This window comes from Mesorhizobium sp. WSM4848 (assembly GCF_055811375.1).
Window position 1 is genome coordinate 220,479 of sequence record NZ_JBVVPX010000004.1, and the last position, 17,310, is coordinate 237,788.

The 17,310-nt window shown below is 61.8% G+C and carries 16 protein-coding genes and 1 pseudogene; 5 read left to right on the forward strand and 12 right to left on the reverse strand.

From position 1 onward, the window contains the following. Positions 1-167 precede the first annotated feature (167 nt). From AC0L16_RS06550 to AC0L16_RS06565, 4 genes are all read right to left on the reverse strand, one after another. Positions 168-779: a LysE family translocator gene (locus tag AC0L16_RS06550; RefSeq protein WP_473619694.1), complete on the reverse strand. Its 612-nt coding sequence runs from the start codon at positions 777-779 to the stop codon at positions 168-170. Further along, positions 776-1,054: a DUF4031 domain-containing protein gene (locus AC0L16_RS06555; RefSeq protein ID WP_029352779.1), complete on the reverse strand. Its 279-nt coding sequence runs from the start codon at positions 1,052-1,054 to the stop codon at positions 776-778. Before AC0L16_RS06555 ends, AC0L16_RS06550 begins: the two co-directional genes overlap by 4 nt. Before the next feature lie 101 nt (positions 1,055-1,155). Then, complete coding sequence (locus tag AC0L16_RS06560) at positions 1,156-2,454, reverse strand: hypothetical protein (RefSeq protein ID WP_473619695.1); 1,299 nt, start codon at positions 2,452-2,454, stop codon at positions 1,156-1,158. Between the two features lie 98 nt (positions 2,455-2,552). After that, the gene (locus AC0L16_RS06565) at positions 2,553-3,380 is read right to left on the reverse strand and encodes a cell envelope integrity EipB family protein (RefSeq protein WP_473619696.1); all 828 of its coding nucleotides are present in this window, start codon (positions 3,378-3,380) and stop codon (positions 2,553-2,555) included. Between the two features lie 138 nt (positions 3,381-3,518). Between AC0L16_RS06565 and AC0L16_RS06570 the strand changes: the two genes are divergently transcribed. The 4 genes from AC0L16_RS06570 to AC0L16_RS06585 all read left to right on the forward strand — a co-directional run bounded on the left by AC0L16_RS06570 (position 3,519) and on the right by AC0L16_RS06585 (position 6,522). Next, positions 3,519-3,983: a RidA family protein gene (locus tag AC0L16_RS06570; RefSeq protein ID WP_473619697.1), complete on the forward strand. Its 465-nt coding sequence runs from the start codon at positions 3,519-3,521 to the stop codon at positions 3,981-3,983. A gap of 7 nt (positions 3,984-3,990) precedes the next feature. Next, complete coding sequence (locus AC0L16_RS06575) at positions 3,991-4,719, forward strand: glycerophosphodiester phosphodiesterase (protein ID WP_473619699.1); 729 nt, start codon at positions 3,991-3,993, stop codon at positions 4,717-4,719. Between the two features lie 41 nt (positions 4,720-4,760). Beyond that, a complete protein-coding gene (locus tag AC0L16_RS06580) occupies positions 4,761-5,978 on the forward strand; it encodes a GNAT family N-acetyltransferase (RefSeq protein WP_473619700.1) in 1,218 nt (405 codons plus the stop codon). Positions 5,979-6,087: 109 nt separating this feature from the next. Beyond that, complete coding sequence (locus AC0L16_RS06585) at positions 6,088-6,522, forward strand: HIT family protein (RefSeq protein WP_473619701.1); 435 nt, start codon at positions 6,088-6,090, stop codon at positions 6,520-6,522. 87 nt (positions 6,523-6,609) lie between these two features. On the opposite strand, the gene clpA is transcribed toward AC0L16_RS06585, so the two are convergent. The 4 genes and pseudogenes from clpA to AC0L16_RS06605 all read right to left on the reverse strand — a co-directional run bounded on the left by clpA (position 6,610) and on the right by AC0L16_RS06605 (position 11,943). Continuing rightward, positions 6,610-9,078 carry an ATP-dependent Clp protease ATP-binding subunit ClpA gene (gene clpA, locus AC0L16_RS06590; protein WP_473619702.1) on the reverse strand — a complete coding sequence of 823 codons (2,469 nt, stop codon included), beginning with the start codon at positions 9,076-9,078 and terminating at the stop codon, positions 6,610-6,612. A 6-nt stretch (positions 9,079-9,084) separates the two neighbouring features. Continuing rightward, positions 9,085-9,411: an ATP-dependent Clp protease adapter ClpS gene (gene clpS / locus AC0L16_RS06595; RefSeq protein WP_023801212.1), complete on the reverse strand. Its 327-nt coding sequence runs from the start codon at positions 9,409-9,411 to the stop codon at positions 9,085-9,087. 304 nt (positions 9,412-9,715) lie between these two features. Beyond that, positions 9,716-11,319, reverse strand: a pseudogene (locus AC0L16_RS06600) (ABC transporter permease). A 294-nt stretch (positions 11,320-11,613) separates the two neighbouring features. Beyond that, positions 11,614-11,943 (reverse strand): phasin family protein, encoded by a 330-nt coding sequence (locus AC0L16_RS06605; protein WP_473619704.1) that lies wholly within the window; start codon positions 11,941-11,943, stop codon positions 11,614-11,616. Positions 11,944-12,277: 334 nt separating this feature from the next. Between AC0L16_RS06605 and AC0L16_RS06610 the strand changes: the two genes are divergently transcribed. Beyond that, a complete protein-coding gene (locus tag AC0L16_RS06610) occupies positions 12,278-13,702 on the forward strand; it encodes a D-alanyl-D-alanine carboxypeptidase (RefSeq protein WP_473619705.1) in 1,425 nt (474 codons plus the stop codon). Between the two features lie 44 nt (positions 13,703-13,746). On the opposite strand, the gene AC0L16_RS06615 is transcribed toward AC0L16_RS06610, so the two are convergent. The 4 genes from AC0L16_RS06615 to AC0L16_RS06630 form a co-directional block, all read right to left on the reverse strand. Further along, positions 13,747-14,448, reverse strand: a complete 702-nt coding sequence (locus AC0L16_RS06615) for a DnaJ domain-containing protein (protein ID WP_473619706.1) — start codon at positions 14,446-14,448, stop codon at positions 13,747-13,749. Continuing rightward, entirely contained in the window at positions 14,445-15,176 is a 732-nt protein-coding gene (locus AC0L16_RS06620) for a vWA domain-containing protein (RefSeq protein ID WP_473619708.1), read from the reverse strand. The genes AC0L16_RS06615 and AC0L16_RS06620 overlap by 4 nt, the downstream gene beginning before the upstream one ends. 98 nt (positions 15,177-15,274) lie before the next feature. Beyond that, positions 15,275-15,712: a DUF1489 family protein gene (locus tag AC0L16_RS06625; RefSeq protein WP_473619709.1), complete on the reverse strand. Its 438-nt coding sequence runs from the start codon at positions 15,710-15,712 to the stop codon at positions 15,275-15,277. A 122-nt stretch (positions 15,713-15,834) separates the two neighbouring features. Continuing rightward, a complete protein-coding gene (locus AC0L16_RS06630) occupies positions 15,835-17,238 on the reverse strand; it encodes an L-serine ammonia-lyase (protein WP_473619710.1) in 1,404 nt (467 codons plus the stop codon). Between the last annotated feature and the right edge of the window lie 72 nt (positions 17,239-17,310).

Here is a 17,310-nt window from a genome sequence, read left to right on the forward strand (position 1 = left end):
TTTTCCGGTTAGCCTCCACGGACACAGGCATTTCTGGACTTTGTCCTCGAACGCCACCGGAGGTTTCAGCCGGATTTCTCCCGGGCAGACACCAAAGTCCGTGTGTGGAATGAGCGCGCATATAGAGGGGATGCGCGGCAAACGCAAGCGCTGCGGTGTCCTGCGACTCAACGTGCGGCGATCAGCGCACCGGTGCCGATCATGGCGCCGCCGGCAAACCTGTTCATCAAGCGCATCCGCCTTGGGGTCCTGAACCAGCTCGAAGCCTGACCGGCAAGCACCGCATAGACGCCCATGGTGATAATGTTGACGCCGATCACGACCGCAATCACGAGCAGCCCCTCAGCGAAGCTCATCGTGTTGAGATCGAGGATCAACGGCATGATGGAGGCGTGGAACAGAATCGCCTTGGGGTTGCCCAATGCGATGGAGATGCCGAGGTAAAACGATCGAGACAGTCTTGCCTGCGTTGCCAGCAGCCCATCTGATCGCGCGGAAGCCGATCGCCACATCCTGATGCCAAGAAACATCAGATAGGCAGCACCCGCATATTTCAGGATGAGAAAAACCCATTCGAAGGTCTGTGCCAGGGCCGCGAGACCGAGCAGCGCCAAACTCACAAGCACCGCGTCGCCAGCAGCGATGCCGAGCCCAGCCAGGAAAGCGCGAACGAACCCGCGCGAGACGCCGTTGGCTATAACCGTGAACATCGCTGGGCCAGGCGTGGCGGCGGCAAATGTGATCGCGGCGCAATAAGCCAGAAATGCCGTCAACGTCATGGTCGTATCTTCCCCTTCGGCACGCGGACCCGCCGGAAAACAGCAACGATCTCCTCGCGGCTGCATTCGATGGCGCCTAGCCGCACCGCGCGGTCGCGCTCGAAGCCGGTTATGTCATAATGCGGCGCCGATGTCTTCGGCGGCCCCTGATAGGACGAGCGCTTGACGCCGAGCTGTGCTGCAAAACGATGCAGCTCGTCGGTATCGTCGGCCAGCAGGTGACACCAGCGGTGGCCGACCCATTTCCAGATCGCCGCGTCGACATAGACGGCCATGAGGCTTGCCGCACTCCTTCATCTTGCGCCGACCAGCGGAGCCGCAGCTCGCCCGCAGCCGAGATCCAACGTTAGCGATGCCGATGCTAGCGATGCCAATCCTAGCGATGATAGAAGGGATTCGGATAGAAAATGAAGCGGCCGGCGCCTTCGAGTTCGGCCACGGTCGTGGTGACCGCCGCCTGCATGCGGCGGTGCAGTTCGGCAAGCGCATCGTCGATCGAGCCAGGATAGGCGTGCAATCCCAACGGCTCAGGCACCCGGATATGCGCGCAGCGCGGCCCGGCCGGTTGCGGCACGAAGCAATTGACCGTGTCGCGTAGCGTGCTCTTGCAATAGTCGTTGCGGATGCGCTTCAGATGCTCTGCGATCTCCTCCTGCGTGATGCGCGGATTGGCTGAGGCACACGGTCCGACGCGTTGGAGACGCTGGATCGTGTCCGCTAGCGTGCGGATCTGTTTTTGTCGCCCGGCGTCGCCGGTGCCTTCCCGCAGCCAGCGGCGCGACCGGCGCAAAAGCTCGGCGATCTCGCTGGCGCCGGGATCGACCGAAATACCCTCCCACAGGCGCCGGCTCAGCTCGAACAGCAATTGCTTCTGACGCGTAGCGTACGAAGCCCGTTCGTCGGGCGCCATGCCGCAGGCAATCTCATCGCGCGACAGCAGCGTCGCATAGATATGGTGGACGCGCTCCGGCAGCGTATCGGCGGCACGGCGTTCGATCTTCAGGCTCTTCTCGACATAGGCGCATTCCTGCGCCAGCGCCGGCTCGACATTTTTGGTGAAGGCGAGCTTCCAGACAACCGGCGCGATCCAGACTTTGAAATCCTGATCCGAGGCGCGACCGCGCTTGAGCGCTTCGAACCCCATCTCGACCGCCCCCGGAAGAAGCGGAGCGACGACATTGGCATGCCAGCCGACGCCGCCTTCGGGATGCAAGAGAACGCCATGCCCTTTCAGCGCCCAGGCGATCGAGTGTTCCTTGGCAGCACCGCTGTTTCCGGGTATCTGGGCGACCAGATTGTTGGCCAGCCAGAATTTCTGCATGATCCGGCCGAGGCCGTTGACGACGCCATGCGTGGCCCAGGATGCCGCGAGCGGACTGACCTGCGAGACGATCTCCTTGTCGATCATCCAGTCGGTGAAGAATTCCGGATGGTTGGGCGTGATGAATGTCGCCTTGCCTGCGCCGCAACAGGCCTTCAGCCGCTGCCGGTCGTCGTCGGGAAAGTCGATATGGCGGACATTGGCGACACCGCGCAATCCAGCCACGCGGTTGAACGGCAACAGGTCGCGAAACCCGGGAATGCCACGCAGCATGACGACCCGGTTGACGACAGTCATGATCCTGATCAGCGCCGGATTGGGCGTCGGCGCCACGAACACATCGATTTTGCTCAACCCACCCCCCGATCGATCCCTCGGCGTAGAGGTTGAAATGCAATTGCGGCGTGTTCAAGTCATTGGCCGCCGCTCTGCGGCGTGGCTAACCCAAGGCTCTAATTCGGCGGACAGGGTTTCGTCTGATCGAACAGCGAAAGATTGACCAGCTTGCCGGTCATCGAGAAATCGTTGTAGTCCATGAGCAGGTCGCGCGTGATGCCGTTCTCATGCAGCTTGAAGCTGATCCGGTATTCCGGCACCTCCTCGCCTGACTTGTCGGTGCTGTCGAAATAGGCGATGTCGACTGGCCAGTATTTGTCGGTGGCGAGTTTTGCCAGTGCCGGCACTTCCGGATCGGTCTTGTCGGCATCGGCTTTCTTGCCGACGACGACGGTGGTGGTCATCACCTTGTTGGCATCTTCCGAACCGTCGAACAGGTTGGTTTCGTAGAAATTTTCGCCCTTTTCGGCCTTGTCGATGAGTTCGACCAGATGCTGTGTCGGAAACTGGGTGGCCGGCAGTTCGACGCTGCTCTGCTCCGGCTTGTCGATGTCGACCTTGAGGCCGTCTGTCTCCTTCGTCGCGGTGCCCTTGACCTCCTTGTCGAGAGTCTGGTCGACGAAGGATTTTGTCACGAACGAGAAGGTCTTGCCTTCGGCGTCCTCGAAAGTGGTCGTCTGCTGGTCGGTCAGCCTTGTATTCTCGTTGGTGACGATCTGGGTGACGAAACGGAACTTCACCGTATAGCCTTCGCAAGGCGAGCCGTTGAACTCATAGACCATGCGGCCGGAAATGCCGGTAATGCCGGAGCGGTCGGAGGCCTTGTCCAGGGTCAGATCGTAAACCGCGCGATGCGCCTGCAGCGCCGGCACGGCAAAAGCCGGCGCCATCGAGAACACCGCTGGCAGCAGGACAGCGTGGAATGCGAGGCGTGTTGCGCGCATGAGGGGCTCCGATCATCGCGCCTGATGGCAGGCCGCAGGGAAAGAGGGTCCAGCTTAAAAAAAGTCGTGGCGGAAGCGAGGCAAAAATTGCAATTTCGGCCCGGCCTGCGCAGCGTCATCAAGCAATAGGGAAATACCATGAGTGAAACAATCGAAAAGCGGCTAAGCGATCTCGGCGTGACGCTTCCGGTCGCTGCCGCGCCCGCCGCCAATTACGTTCCCTATTGCAGCTCAGGCAATCTGCTGTTCATCGCCGGACAGCTGCCGCTCAAGCAGGGCAAGCTGCAGGCGAGCGGCCTGCTCGGCCGTGATGTCGACATCGCAACTGGCCAGGAAGCGGCAAAATACTGCGCGATCAACATATTGGCGCAGGCCAAGGCAGCACTTGGGGATCTCGAGAAAATCCGCCGCGTGGTGAAGATCACCGTCTTCGTCGCCTCGGCGCCGGATTTTTTCGAGCAGCACCTGGTTGCCAACGGCGCCTCGGATCTTCTGGTTGCAGCGCTCGGCGATGCCGGCAAGCATGCCCGCGCCGCCGTCGGTGCCGCGTCCCTGCCGCTTAATGCCGCAGTGGAAATCGAAGCCATCTTCGAAGTCGAATGAGCCCGGCATGACCGACCTTTCCTGGCTGACCGCCCGACCCATTGCCCATCGCGGCCTCCACGACATGAACAAGACGCGCTGGGAGAACACGCTTTCCGCCTTTGCCGCTGCGGCTGAACGCGGCTATGCGATCGAATGCGATGTGCATCTGTCGTCAGACCGCATCCCGGTGATCATCCACGATAGCGATCTCAAGCGGCTGACCGGCCAGGACGGTTTCGTCTGGCAGCGCACGGCAGCAGAAATGACGGCCCTCAAGATCGGCGGCACATCGGATCGTCTGCCGACGCTGCAGCAGGCCCTCGACCTGGTCGATGGTCGCGTGCCGCTGGTCGTCGAGATGAAAGGGGTTCCCGGCCGTGACGAGGGCTTGGTTGAAAGCGTCGGCAAGATGCTCAAAAACTACAGGGGCAAGGCGGCGATCATGTCGTTCGACCACTGGCTGATTCGCGATTTCCCGAAACACGCGCCCGGCATTCCGGGCGGGCTGACCGCTTATGGCAAGGACGCCAAGCTGATCGAGGCACATTTCGCCATGCTGGCGCACGACATCGCCTTCACCTCCTATGCCGCAGGCGACCTGCCGAACCGGTTTGTCAGTTTTGTCCGCGAAAGGCTCAAAATGCCGGTCATCACCTGGACCGTGCTCGACCAACCGGCGGTCGACCTGACCTTCAGATATGCCGACCAGATGACGTTCGAAGGATTTGACCCGGATCTTGTGCAGGTCGCTTGAACCGAGCTTGCATGGACCGGCACGGAGCTTAAATAGGCCTCATGGATCAAGGCGATGAAGGCGACGGGCAAACGGCGAATGGAGCGTATGCGATCCGGGTTGCCTCCGGCATCGGCGCCTTCACCTGCGCCGAATGGGATAGCCTCGGCGGAACCTCACGCGGCGACAAAGAAAACGGCTACAACCCTCTCGTTTCATTCGCTTTTTTGGCTGCGCTTGAAGATTCCAGCTGCGCCGTGCGGCGCACCGGCTGGCAGGGCCATCATCTCAGGCTCGAGACAGCGCAGGGAAAGCTGCTCGGTGCCATTCCCTGCTACCTGAAATCGCACAGCCAGGGCGAGTATGTTTTCGATCACGGCTGGTCGGACGCGTTCGAGCGCGCCGGCGGGCGTTATTATCCAAAACTGCAATGCGCCGTGCCGTTCACGCCGGTCACCGGCCCTCGCCTGCTGGTCAACAAGGGCGAGGACAGTCACGCCGTGAAGGCCGGCTTGGCAGCCGGCCTGAAGGCGGTGACGGACAAGCTCGGCGTTTCCTCGGCGCACGTGACCTTCGCGCAGCTGAGGGATGTCGAGGCGCTGGAAGCGGCGGGTTTTTTGCACCGCACCGACCAGCAGTTCCACTTCTTCAACGAGGGCTATTCGACCTACGACGATTTTCTCGGCACTCTGGCATCGCGCAAGCGCAAGGCGATGAGGAAGGAGCGGCGCGAGGCGCTCGCTCACGGCATCTCGATCGACTGGCTGACCGGCCAGGACCTGACCGAAAAAGTCTGGGACGACTTCCTTGCCTTCTACATGGATACCGGCAGCAGGAAATGGGGGCGGCCATATCTCAGCCGCGAGTTTTTCTCGATGATCGGCGAGCGCATGGCCGACGACATCCTGCTGGTGATGGCCAAGCGCAATGGACGCTACATTGCCGGCGCTATCAATTTCATCGGTTCCGATGCGCTCTACGGGCGCAACTGGGGCTGCATCGAGGACCACCCCTTCCTGCATTTCGAGGTCTGCTATCACCAGGCGATCGACTTCGCCATCGACCGTAAGCTGAAGGTGGTCGAAGCCGGCGCGCAAGGCGAGCACAAGCTGGCGCGCGGCTACAGGCCGGTGACCACGCATTCGGCGCATTACATCGCGCATCCCGGCTTGCGTAACGCGGTCGCCGACTATCTCAGGCGCGAGCGCCGCGAAGTGGAGCGGATGGCCGGTTATCTCGAAGAGCACACCCCGTTCCGCAAGGATCTGGCGGACGATTAGAGCGCGCGACACGCATTAACACTTCGAACCTCCGCATCGTAATTTCCGAAAATCGATTCCGGTTATCGGGTCGATGCGGTAAAGCAAGGCACAATCCGGAGCCCACGCCATGGCCGAAAAAACCACCTACGACAGCAACAATATCTTCGCGAAAATCCTGCGCGGTGAAATCCCGTCGCATCGCGTCTATGAAGATGACGCGGTTGTCGCCTTCATGGATGTGATGCCGCAAGGGCCGGGTCATACGCTGGTTGTGCCGAAGGCGCCGTCGCGCAACCTGCTTGACGCTGATCCGGCAACATTCGGCCCACTCTTCGCTATCGTGCAGAAGGTGGCGGTGGCGGTGAAGAAGGCCTTCGGCGCCGATGGCGTCACCATCCTGCAGTTCAACGAGCCTGCTTCGGGCCAGACCGTCTACCACCTCCATGTCCATGTCATTCCACGCTTCGAGGGCATCCCTTTGAAGCCGCATAGCGGGCAGATGGAGAAGCCAGAAGTGTTGGCTGAGAACGCCGGCAAGATACGGACGGCGCTGGCAAACTGACGCCGGGCGTCGTGCGTCCGGCCACCCACCAGTTCCCCGAAGCTAAAAAAAGCCCCGTTTTCGGGGCTTTTTTTCGCGTTCAGGCCATCATCCCTTGCGGGGCAGTTGCGGCACCAGGCTGCGCTTGCTGCCATCCTTGCCCTTGGGCTCCGGCTTCTGCGCGACCGCCTTTTTCGCGGCGGGCTTCTTGCCGGCAGCTTTCCTGGGCTTCGGCGCGTCGTCCGGTTCTTCCTTCTTCGGCTTGACCGGCGCCTCGTCGGCGAGCGACTCGAGCTTCAGCCCGGTTTCGCCGGTCTCTTTCTTGTCGACGGTGACACGCACCGTGCCGCCCTTCTTGAGCTTGCCGAACAGCACCTCGTCGGCCAGCGGCTTCTTGATGTGCTCCTGGATGACGCGGCCGAGCGGCCGTGCTCCCATGCGCTCGTCATAGCCCTTCTCGGCCAGCCAGGCGATCGCCTCCTGCGACAGGTCGAAGGTGACGCCACGCTCGGAGAGCTGGGCCTCGAGCTGCATGACGAACTTCTGCACCACCTGGTGGATGACCGGCACCGGCAGCGAGCCGAACGGGATGATCGCATCAAGACGGTTGCGGAACTCCGGCGTGAACAGCCGGTTGATCGCCTCGACATCGTCGCCTTCGCGCTTGGTCGAGCCGAAACCGATCGCCGCGCGCTGCGCATCCGAGGCGCCCGCATTGGTGGTCATGATCAGGATGACATTGCGGAAGTCGATCTGCTTGCCGTTGTGGTCGGTCAGCTTGCCATGGTCCATGACCTGCAACAGGATGTTGAACAGATCCGGATGCGCCTTCTCGACCTCGTCCAGCAACAGCACGCAATGCGGATGCTGGTCGACGCCGTCGGTCAACAGGCCGCCCTGGTCGAAACCGACATAGCCGGGAGGCGCGCCGATCAGCCGCGAGACGGTGTGGCGTTCCATATATTCGGACATGTCGAAGCGGATCAGCTCGACACCGAGCGAGGCGGCGAGCTGCTTTGCCACTTCGGTCTTGCCGACGCCGGTCGGCCCCGAGAACAGGTAGGAGCCGATCGGCTTCTCCGGTTCGCGCAGGCCGGCCCGCGCCAGCTTGATCGCCGAGGTCAAAGCCGTGATCGCGGTGTCCTGACCGTAGACGACGCGCTTCAGCTCGACGTCGAGACCGGCCAGCACCTTCTCGTCGTCGGCGGAAACCGTCTTCGGCGGAATGCGGGCGATGGTGGCGATCGTCGCTTCGATCTCCTTGATGCCGATGGTCTTCTTGCGCTTGGCCTCCGGCACCAGCATCTGCGAGGCGCCGGTCTCGTCGATCACGTCGATCGCCTTGTCCGGCAGCTTGCGGTCGTTGATGTAGCGCGCCGACAGTTCAACCGAAGCCTTGATCGCCTCAGACGTGTAGCGAACCTTGTGGAACTCCTCGAAATACGGCTTGAGACCCTTCATGATCTCGATGGCGTCCTCGATGGTCGGTTCGTTGACGTCGATCTTCTGGAAGCGCCGCACCAAGGCGCGATCCTTCTCGAAGAACTGGCGGAACTCCTTGTAGGTGGTCGAGCCGATGCAGCGGATCGTTCCGGACGACAGCGCCGGCTTCAACAGGTTCGATGCATCCATGGCGCCGCCCGACGTCGCCCCTGCCCCGATCACGGTGTGGATCTCGTCGATGAACAGAACCGCGCCCGGATAATCCTCGAGCTCCTTGACGACCTGCTTCAGCCGCTCCTCGAAATCGCCGCGATAGCGGGTGCCGGCCAGCAATGTTCCCATGTCGAGCGCGAAGATGGTGGCGTTGTGCAGCACTTCCGGCACGTCGCCCTCGACGATGCGCTTGGCAAGGCCTTCGGCGATCGCGGTCTTGCCGACGCCGGGGTCGCCGACATAGAGCGGATTGTTCTTGGAGCGGCGGCACAGCACCTGGATGGTGCGGTTGATCTCGGACTCGCGGCCGATCAGCGGATCGATCTTGCCGGCCTTGGCCTTGTTGTTCAGATTGACGCAATAGGCGGTCAGCGCATCCTGCTGTTGCTTTTTCTTGCCGCCGTCCTCTTGCGGCTCGGCGCCGCTCTGGCCGCCCTGCTCGTCGTCGGCGCCGCGCGGCGACCGCGTCTCGGATGCGCCGGGACGCTTGGCGATGCCATGCGAGATGTAGTTGACCGCGTCGTAGCGGGTCATCTGCTGTTCCTGCAGGAAATAGGCGGCATGGCTCTCGCGCTCGGCGAAGATGGCAACGAGCACGTTGGCGCCGGAGACTTCCTCGCGGCCGGACGACTGAACATGGATCACCGCACGCTGGATGACGCGCTGGAAACCGGCCGTCGGCTTGGAATCCTCGTCGTAGCCGGTGACGAGATTGTCGAGCTCGGTGTCGATATAGGTGAGAACCGTATGCTTCAACTCGTCCAGATCGACGTTGCAGGCGCGCATGACCGCGGCCGCCTCGGTGTCGTCGATGAGGGCGAGCAGCAAATGTTCAAGGGTTGCATATTCGTGGTGCCGCTCATTGGCGAGCGTCAGCGCCTGGTGAAGCGCCTTTTCCAGGCCTTGGGAGAAAGCCGGCATGTTACCTCACTTCTTCTCCATCACGCATTGCAGCGGATGCTGATTCTGTCGGGCGAAATCCATGACCTGAGACACTTTGGTCTCGGCCACCTCGAATGTATAGACCCCGCACTCGCCCACTCCATGATTGTGAACATGAAGCATGATGCGTGTGGCGGCTTCACGGTCCTTCTGGAAAAAACGCTCCAGCACGTGAACCACGAATTCCATGGGTGTGTAGTCGTCGTTGAGAATGAGGACCCGATAGAGGCTGGGCTTCTTGGTCTTGGTTTTGGTGCGCGTGATGACAGCCGTGCCGCGACCGGTCTCGTTGCCGTCGCTGCCGTTTTGCATCCGCACCGCATCTGTTGTGGCAGTCAAACCTGTAGTCACGTAACCCTGCCTTTTCGAATCCCCATGCGCGTTCGACATGTAGGTCTTCGATGAATGATTTTAAGCCCTTCTGTTTAGCTGACAATATGGCTAGGTGGCCAAACTTGGCCGATTTTTCGAAATCGTGAAGGCAGCAGAGCCCCTGATTTCAAAATCGAGGGCATTGACGCGATCCGACAGGCGTGGAGCCCTTACGGCTTATCGTGGATGCGTCAGCTAACAGACGCGCTTTAGGTGCCAGCGAGACGGTTACGGCCGGACACACTTAGGATTTCCATCGTCCAACACGAGCGAGAACAGCGACAGGCAAGGTGCCGACGAGAACTATGGCAAGTGCGGCGATCGACGCTTCCTCGTAGGTCCCGCACGCCGCCTCGCCGTAGAGATGCGTCGCCAGGGTCTCGAAATTAAGCGGCCTCAACAGAAGCGTCGCCGGCAATTCCTTCATGCAATCGACAAACACGAGCAAGCCCGCAGCGACGAGCGACGGTCTCGAAAGCGGCAGATGAATATGCCGGAATGTGCCAGTCACATTCTGGCCGAGGCTGCGGGCGGCGTGATCGAACGAGCGCGGAATGCGGCTGAAGCCCGCCTCGACCGAACCGACCGCAATCGCCAGGAAGCGTCGACATAGGCGTAGCCGAGCGCTGCTCCGGACCCGATCAGCAGCAGGCCGGTTGGCGGGCCCAGCCATGCTAGCGCAGCTCGGTCGATCATCTGATCGAGCGCCGCGACGGGCAACAATATTCCGATGGCCACCACGGTGCCGGGCATCGCACAGCCGACCGTGGAAATCCGCTGCAAAGCCGCCGTGATGCGGCCGGGAAGCGAGCGCGCCGTATAGGCGATGACCACGCCGAAGAGGAGGATGGCGAGCGTAGCTATGGCCGACAGGGTGACGGTATTAAGCGTTTCCGACAAAAGCCGGGGCGACAGTCCTGCGAAACGGACGCGCTTCCACGCCTCGACGGCAAGATAGCTCGCCGGGGCGATGAACCCGATGAACACCGGCAAAAGGCCGAGTGCAAGAACCACCAGACCGGAAACGGTGCCGAGACGATGCGGTGTGAAACTCCGCGCCTTTTGTGCGCTCGACCAATAACGCTGACGACGGCGTGCCCAACGCTCGATGGTGACGAGCGCGACCACCAATGACAGCATGGCGAGCGCAATCTGCGCCGCGCCCGGCAGGTCGGACCGCGTCACCCATGTCGTGTAGACCGAGACCGTCAGTGTCTTCACGCCCAGGAATTCCGAGGCACCGATGTCGTTCAGCGCCTCCATCAGCGCGAGGCTGACGCCGACAGCGATCGCCGGACGCGCCAGCGGCAGCGCGACGCGCCAGAAGACACGGCCTTTGCCACTTCCAAGCGAGCGCGACACCTCGACCAGATTGGCCCGCCTGGGTGAGAAACATCGCCCGCGTCGTCAGGTACACATAGGGGTAGAGCACGAAGCCGAGCAGCATGATGCAGCCGGCCATCGACCGGATGTCGGGAAGGCGGAATTCGTGTGGGCTGGTGTAGCCAAGTGCCGCTCTGACCGCACCCTGGACCAAGCCGATCGGATGGAGAAGATCGAGATAGACGTAGGCGATTATGTAGGTCGGCACCGCGAGCGGGAGGAGCAGCGCCCATTCGAGAAACCTGCGGCCCGGAAAGTCATAGGCAGTGACAAGCCAGGCCGTCGAGTGCCAAGAAGCATGACGAGGACACCGACGCCGACGAGCAGCGCCGTGGTCTGCTGGAAGGCCTGTGGCAGCACGTAAGCGAGTAGATGCGGCCAGAGCCCGCTCGATCCCCGCAGCGCCTGCCAGATAAGGGCGAGAACCGGAGTGGCCACCAGCACAGCGATAAGCCCGGTCGCCATGAACCACAGTCGCCCGGACCTGTACCGGGCGACCTTCAGAGTGGAGGCTTTAGGCAGTGTCGCCGAACCATCGGCTGATGTGTTCCAGCGTTAGCGGAGCGCCGCATCATTTATCGACCCATGCATCATTCGCCCTTCAGCAAACCGACAACCCGGCTCATTGCTGTCTAGATCAGCGTTGATTGGCTGGAAACCAACGCCATGCGCTTAAAATGCCATGAAAAAACCCGGCCGCACATTCGCGACCGGGTCCGTCTTGCAGGCCAAGGGCCGTTCTCACATCTTAAAGCGAGATTATTTCGCCTTTGCGACCATTGATTCGAACGGCTTGTAGGCTTCCTTGGCGAGTTCGGCATAGAGATCACCGATCTTGGTGGCTTCGGTGACGAAGGCTTCGTACGACTGCTTGGCAAAATCGGTCTGGATCTCGATCGCTTTCTCCAGCGACTTGGCCGACACAAGTTTCTCGGCTGCTGCGCTGCCGGCCTCGAAGCTTTTCTTGGTGTATTCGCCCGCCTCGGTGGCGATGGCCTGCGCACCCTTGGAAAGGGACGCGAAGCTCTTCAAGCCGCTATCCGCAAACTCCTTGCCGTATTTGCTGAAATCTTCATAGGTTTGGGTCATTCACGCAATCCCTTGACAGTTGTCCTTGAGCGGTGGACGCGGCCTTGTCCCGGGCCGCGTTGTGCAATGCAAATAATATATTGTGCACTGCACAAAATTCAAGTTTTTACCGAGTGAGGGTTTCACCGAGTGCGTCCCCGGCCATCCAGCAAATCGGCGCAACCGTCGGGTAACAGCTAAAATTCGAATAAAGAAAAGCTCAAGCTCGAAGAAAATGGTGAACGCCGCGGTTACCATAAACGGATTGGTAACGCTGGCTGCGATAGCTTGGCTTGAAGTGAGGCAGGGACCCCTTTGCCGCCTCCACCGCAACAAAAATTCAAAGGAACCATCGGTGCGTCAGGCGTTGTCGGGCATTCTCTCCAAATCCGCGTCCTCTTTGAAAACGATCATGATCCTCGCTTTGGCGATGACATTCGTCGTTGCAGACCCTGCTTCGTCTATGGCGGCGAGGTCGGCGGCCATCGTCATCGACGCCAAGACCGGCAAGGTGCTTTACTCTTCGAATGCCGATGGCCGACGCTATCCCGCCTCGCTCACCAAGATGATGACGCTTTACATGGCCTTCGAGGCCATGGCGAACGGCAAGATCAGCAAGAACTCCCGGGTCGTCTTCTCGGCCAATGCTGCTGCCGAACCGCCGACCAAACTCGGCGTCAGGCGGGGCGGCGCGATCACGGTCGAGACCGCGATCCTGTCGATGGTGACCAAGTCGGCAAACGACTCGGCAACCGCGCTCGGCGAACTTCTCGGCGGCAATGAAGCCAATTTCGCCCACATGATGACAGCCAAGGCGCGGGCACTGGGCATGAAGGGGACCGTTTTCCGCAACGCCCACGGCTTGCCAAATCCCGGTCAGTTCACCACCGCGCGCGACATGGCGGTGCTCGGCATCGCGCTGCGGGAACATTTTCCCCAGTATTACGGCTATTTCTCGCAGCGTTCCTTTCTCTACGGCCGCAGGCGCATCAATGGCCACAACCGCCTGCTTGGCCGCATCAAGGGCGTCGACGGCATCAAGACTGGCTACACCCGCGCCTCCGGCTATAATCTCGTCTCCTCGGTCGACGACGGCGACCGCCGCATCGTCGCGGTAGTCATAGGCGGGAAATCCGGACGCAGCCGCGACAACCAGATGGCCGAGTTGATCAACACCTACATGCCGAGGGCGTCGTCGCGCGGCAGCGGCTTGCTGGTCGCCAAGGCTGGCGGCGGCAACCCGATCACCGCTCTGGCGAAAGTATTCCTGCCCAAGCACGACGCGCCGATGCCGGACAGCAGGCCGGACGACGATGCCTCGGACAACGAGGCGTCGGACGGCGATGCCATTGCCTCTCTGGTGGAGGAGACTGAGCCGGTCGTTGAAGAAGCCACCCCCGTCGTTGAGACCAGGCCCGTCTCTCAGAAGGTCAAGACAGTGGCCGCGGCCACGGCGGACGATGTGGCGACCGCACGGGTCGCAGCAGCCTATGCCGAACCGGCAAAGGTCGATCCCGTCAACACGGCATCGGTGCCGTCCGGCTGGGCAGTGCAGGTCGCCTCTTCGCCAAAACAGTCCGAAGCCCAGGCTCTCCTGGACGAGACGAGCAAACAGGCGCCGTCGGTCCTGGCCGATGCTGTGGGCTTCACCGTCGCCTTCGAAAAGGACGGCGTCACCTACTACCGCGCCCGGTTCGGTTTTGGCTCGAAGACTGCCGCCTGGAAAGCCTGCAACGCCCTGAAGAAAAAGAAAATCGAGTGCTACGCCGTCCACCAGTAGGCGGCGTCGAAACATCTCCCGGAAGAATTCCGCGTCGAAGGAGACTAGTTGTGATTGGAGAGCAAGACGTCCTTGGCTTCGTTGATCCGCGCCGCCAAAAACGAAGTGCCGCCGAGATCGGGGTGCAGGCGCTGCATCAGGCGGCGGTGCGCCTTGCGGACATCCGCCGCGGCGGCCCCCGCTTCAAGACCAAGGATCTTGTAGGCCTCCTCCTTAGTCATGGCGCCCGAACCTGGCGAAACACCCAGCCCGTCGCCACCATTCGCCTCCGCGTCTTTGCGCCAGATGGGAAATCTGCCGTCAAGATACGTCTCTAACAGCTGGCGGCTCTCCGGGTCGCCGGGGAGTTCGCGATAAAGCTGCTGCAATTCCGCAAGGCTCATCGTGCCTAGCATCTTGCCTTCATGGCGGCCGGCGAGCACGAGGCCCTCCAGATTGCCGGTATCGTGATCAAGCTCCATTTCGAGTGCCGCGGTGCGCACCGTCGAATACTTGCCTGGCTCCAGTTTCGTCGTCGGCCGCTTCATCCGCATCGAGCCCCACCAGGCGAGCGCCGTCGACAGGATCAAGCCGCCGATGCCTGCGCGTCCAACCAGAAGCGCGGCGACGCCGATCAGCGCCAGCAGGGCGGGCCCAACTGTCCTCATCCAGCTTGCGAGTTTCGCGGGGTCGGCGCGCAGAAACACCGTGGCCACGCCGAGCAGCACCAAAAGCAACGCCACGAATGCGATAGTCGCGCCCATCATTTCCTGCCGCTCCGCAGATGCTCGATCATCAGCCGGTCTTCCGGCCTGCCCCTGGCCTCCAGAGCCTTCAGCCCACCGGTCGCAAAAACCGCGACCGCCGATAGCAGGCTGGCCAGGGTTTCGGCGGCCCGCCGATCAAATCGGAACCAAGCGCCTTTGGACAGCCGCGCAATTTCCTTGAACGCCTTTTCCGCGCCGGCATCATGGCCCTCCTGAAAGACGAAGACAGGAACGCCGTGCAAGCCGAGGCTGCCGGCCTTTTCCGCCAGATCGTCGATGTTTTCCTCCATCGCGTCGCCGATATAGACCAGCGCGTTGACCTTGGCCGCCGCCGTCTGTTTCAGCGCATGGGCGAGCACCTTGCCGATCTGGGTGTGGCCGCTGCGGCATTCGATCCGCGTCATCAGCTGCTTCAGCGCGTTCGTATCGGTGACAAATGCGGATGAGCGGCACTCGCCAAGACCGCGAAAATAGACCAGTTGGACCTTGAGCGCCCCGGCCTTGCCGACGGCGTCGAACATCTCGCCCTGCAGCGCACAGGCGAGATCCCAGGTCGGCTGGCGGCTCATCGTCGCGTCGAGAGAAAGGATCAGCCTGCCAGTACCGGTCGCGGACGCAGCCAGCGCCCTTGCCTGACGGATAAACGCATCGATCTCGCCGGTGCTCGATTGGGGTTCGACCGGCGCAGGATTGGCCTTTGCGGGCACGGGCTGCTTCTTGTCGCTCATGACATTCAAGATGTGGCGTTGTCGCACAGCTTGCAAGCCCGGCATGGGGCGATCTGGAGCGCCGGCGATCACCGCAGCTTTGAATTTTGGGGGCCTTCCTAGAGAAGGCCGAGATCGGCAAGCTCGCGCCTGAGTTTCGGCGGCATTTCGACCAACCCCGCTTTGCCCCTGGAGAGATCGGCCGGTGCGTCCGACGGTTTCAAATAGCGCCAGCCCTGAAAGGCGCGGCGCGGCTGCCATTCAGTCAGCACGACCGCGGGATCGAGGATCAGGTGACAGCGGCCGATACCCTCGTCATCGGTGAAAGGACGGATTTCGGTGATCAACTGGCGGCATTGCACATTGCCCTTGACCACCCAGTAGAGGGAGCCGCCATCGGTGACCTCAGCGCCGCGCGTCGGCATCATGCGGGTGGTGTGGTAGTGCTCGACCGGTTCACCGGCGCGCCGCCGTTCGGCGAGGCGGAAGGCGATCCACTCTTCGAGATCTTCGACGCTGTCGCAGCCAACGCAGAGCTTTATGAGATTGAGGGACATGGATTAAGGTTTAGTCCGGCGCGCGAAGGCGTCAACTGGCCCGGTCGACTTTCTCCACAGTGCCGCTGTTCTCGACAGTGCCAATCCGCAGTGCAAAGTTTGGCCACAGTGCAAAGTTTGGCTCAGCATTCGACGATATTGACGGCCAGGCCGCCGAGGCTGGTTTCCTTGTATTTCTCGTTCATGTCGAGGCCGGTCTGGCGCATGGTCTCGATCGCGGCATCGAGCGGCACGAAATGAACGCCGTCGCCCTTGATGGCCAGCGACGCGGCAGTCACCGCCTTGACGGCGCCGAGCGCGTTGCGCTCGATGCAAGGCACCTGCACCAGCCCGCCGACCGGATCACAGGTCATGCCGAGATGATGTTCGAGCGCGATCTCGGCGGCGTTCTCGATCTGCTCGGGCGTGCCGCCCATCACGGCGCACAGCCCCGCTGCCGCCATCGCCGAGGCCGAACCGACCTCGCCCTGACAGCCGACTTCGGCGCCCGAGATCGAAGCGTTGGTCTTGATGATGCCGCCGATCGCTGCCGCTGTCAGCAGGAAATCGCGGATGCTTGGCTGGTCGGCCTCGGGGTGGAAATGCAGCCAGTAGCGCAGCACCGCCGGCAACGTGCCCGCAGCACCATTGGTCGGCGCGGTGACGACGCGCCCGCCGGCAGCGTTCTCCTCGTTCACCGCCATGGCATAGATCGACAGCCAGTCGTTGGCGAGCAGCGGATTGGGCCGGTTCTGCCGCCACTGCTCCTGCAGCTTGTCATGCAACTGTCGCGCGCGTCGGCGCACCTTCAGGCCGCCCGGCATGATTCCGTCCTGCGACAGGCCGCGCTCGATGCAGCTCTTCATGGCGCCCCAGATGCCGTCGAGGCCAGCGTCGAGCTCCTCGCGCGACATCTGCGTCTCTTCGTTGACGCGCTTCATGTCGGCGATGGAAAGACCGCTTTTCGCGGCCATCGACAGCATCTCGACAGCGTTCTTGAAGGGGTATGGAACCTTCTTGCCTTCCGTCGTCACCGAGCCCTTCGCCTTCATCCGCTGCAGCTCTTCTTCGGAAACCACGAAGCCGCCGCCAATCGAATAGTAGATGCGCTTGAGCAGCAGGCGGTCGTCGGCATCATATGCGGAGAAAGCCATGCCGTTGGCGTGGCCGGAAAGCGGCGTCTTGCGATCCAGCACCAGATCCGTCGCTGGGTCGAAGCGATAGGATGGATGGCCGGGCGGCGAAATCCGCTTCTCGGCGTCGATACGGTCGACGATGCTGTCCGCCTGATCGGGGTCTACCGTCTGCGGCGTCTGGCCGGCAAGCCCGAGCACCACGGCGCGATCTGAACCATGGCCGATGCCGGTGTAGGCAAGCGAGCCGTGCAGGCTGGCGGCGATGCGGTCGACCTTGGCGCCGGCCGGGCGTGGCCAGTCATCTCCCGCGACCTCGTCGAGAAAACGCCGCGCAGCCGTCATCGGTCCCATCGTGTGCGAACTCGATGGTCCAATGCCGATCTTGAACAGGTCGAAAACCGAAAGGAACACGCGCCGCTCTCTCCTATTGGAATCTACATATAGGAATTCCTGTGATGTTTCCGCTCTTTCGAAGATTGCGGC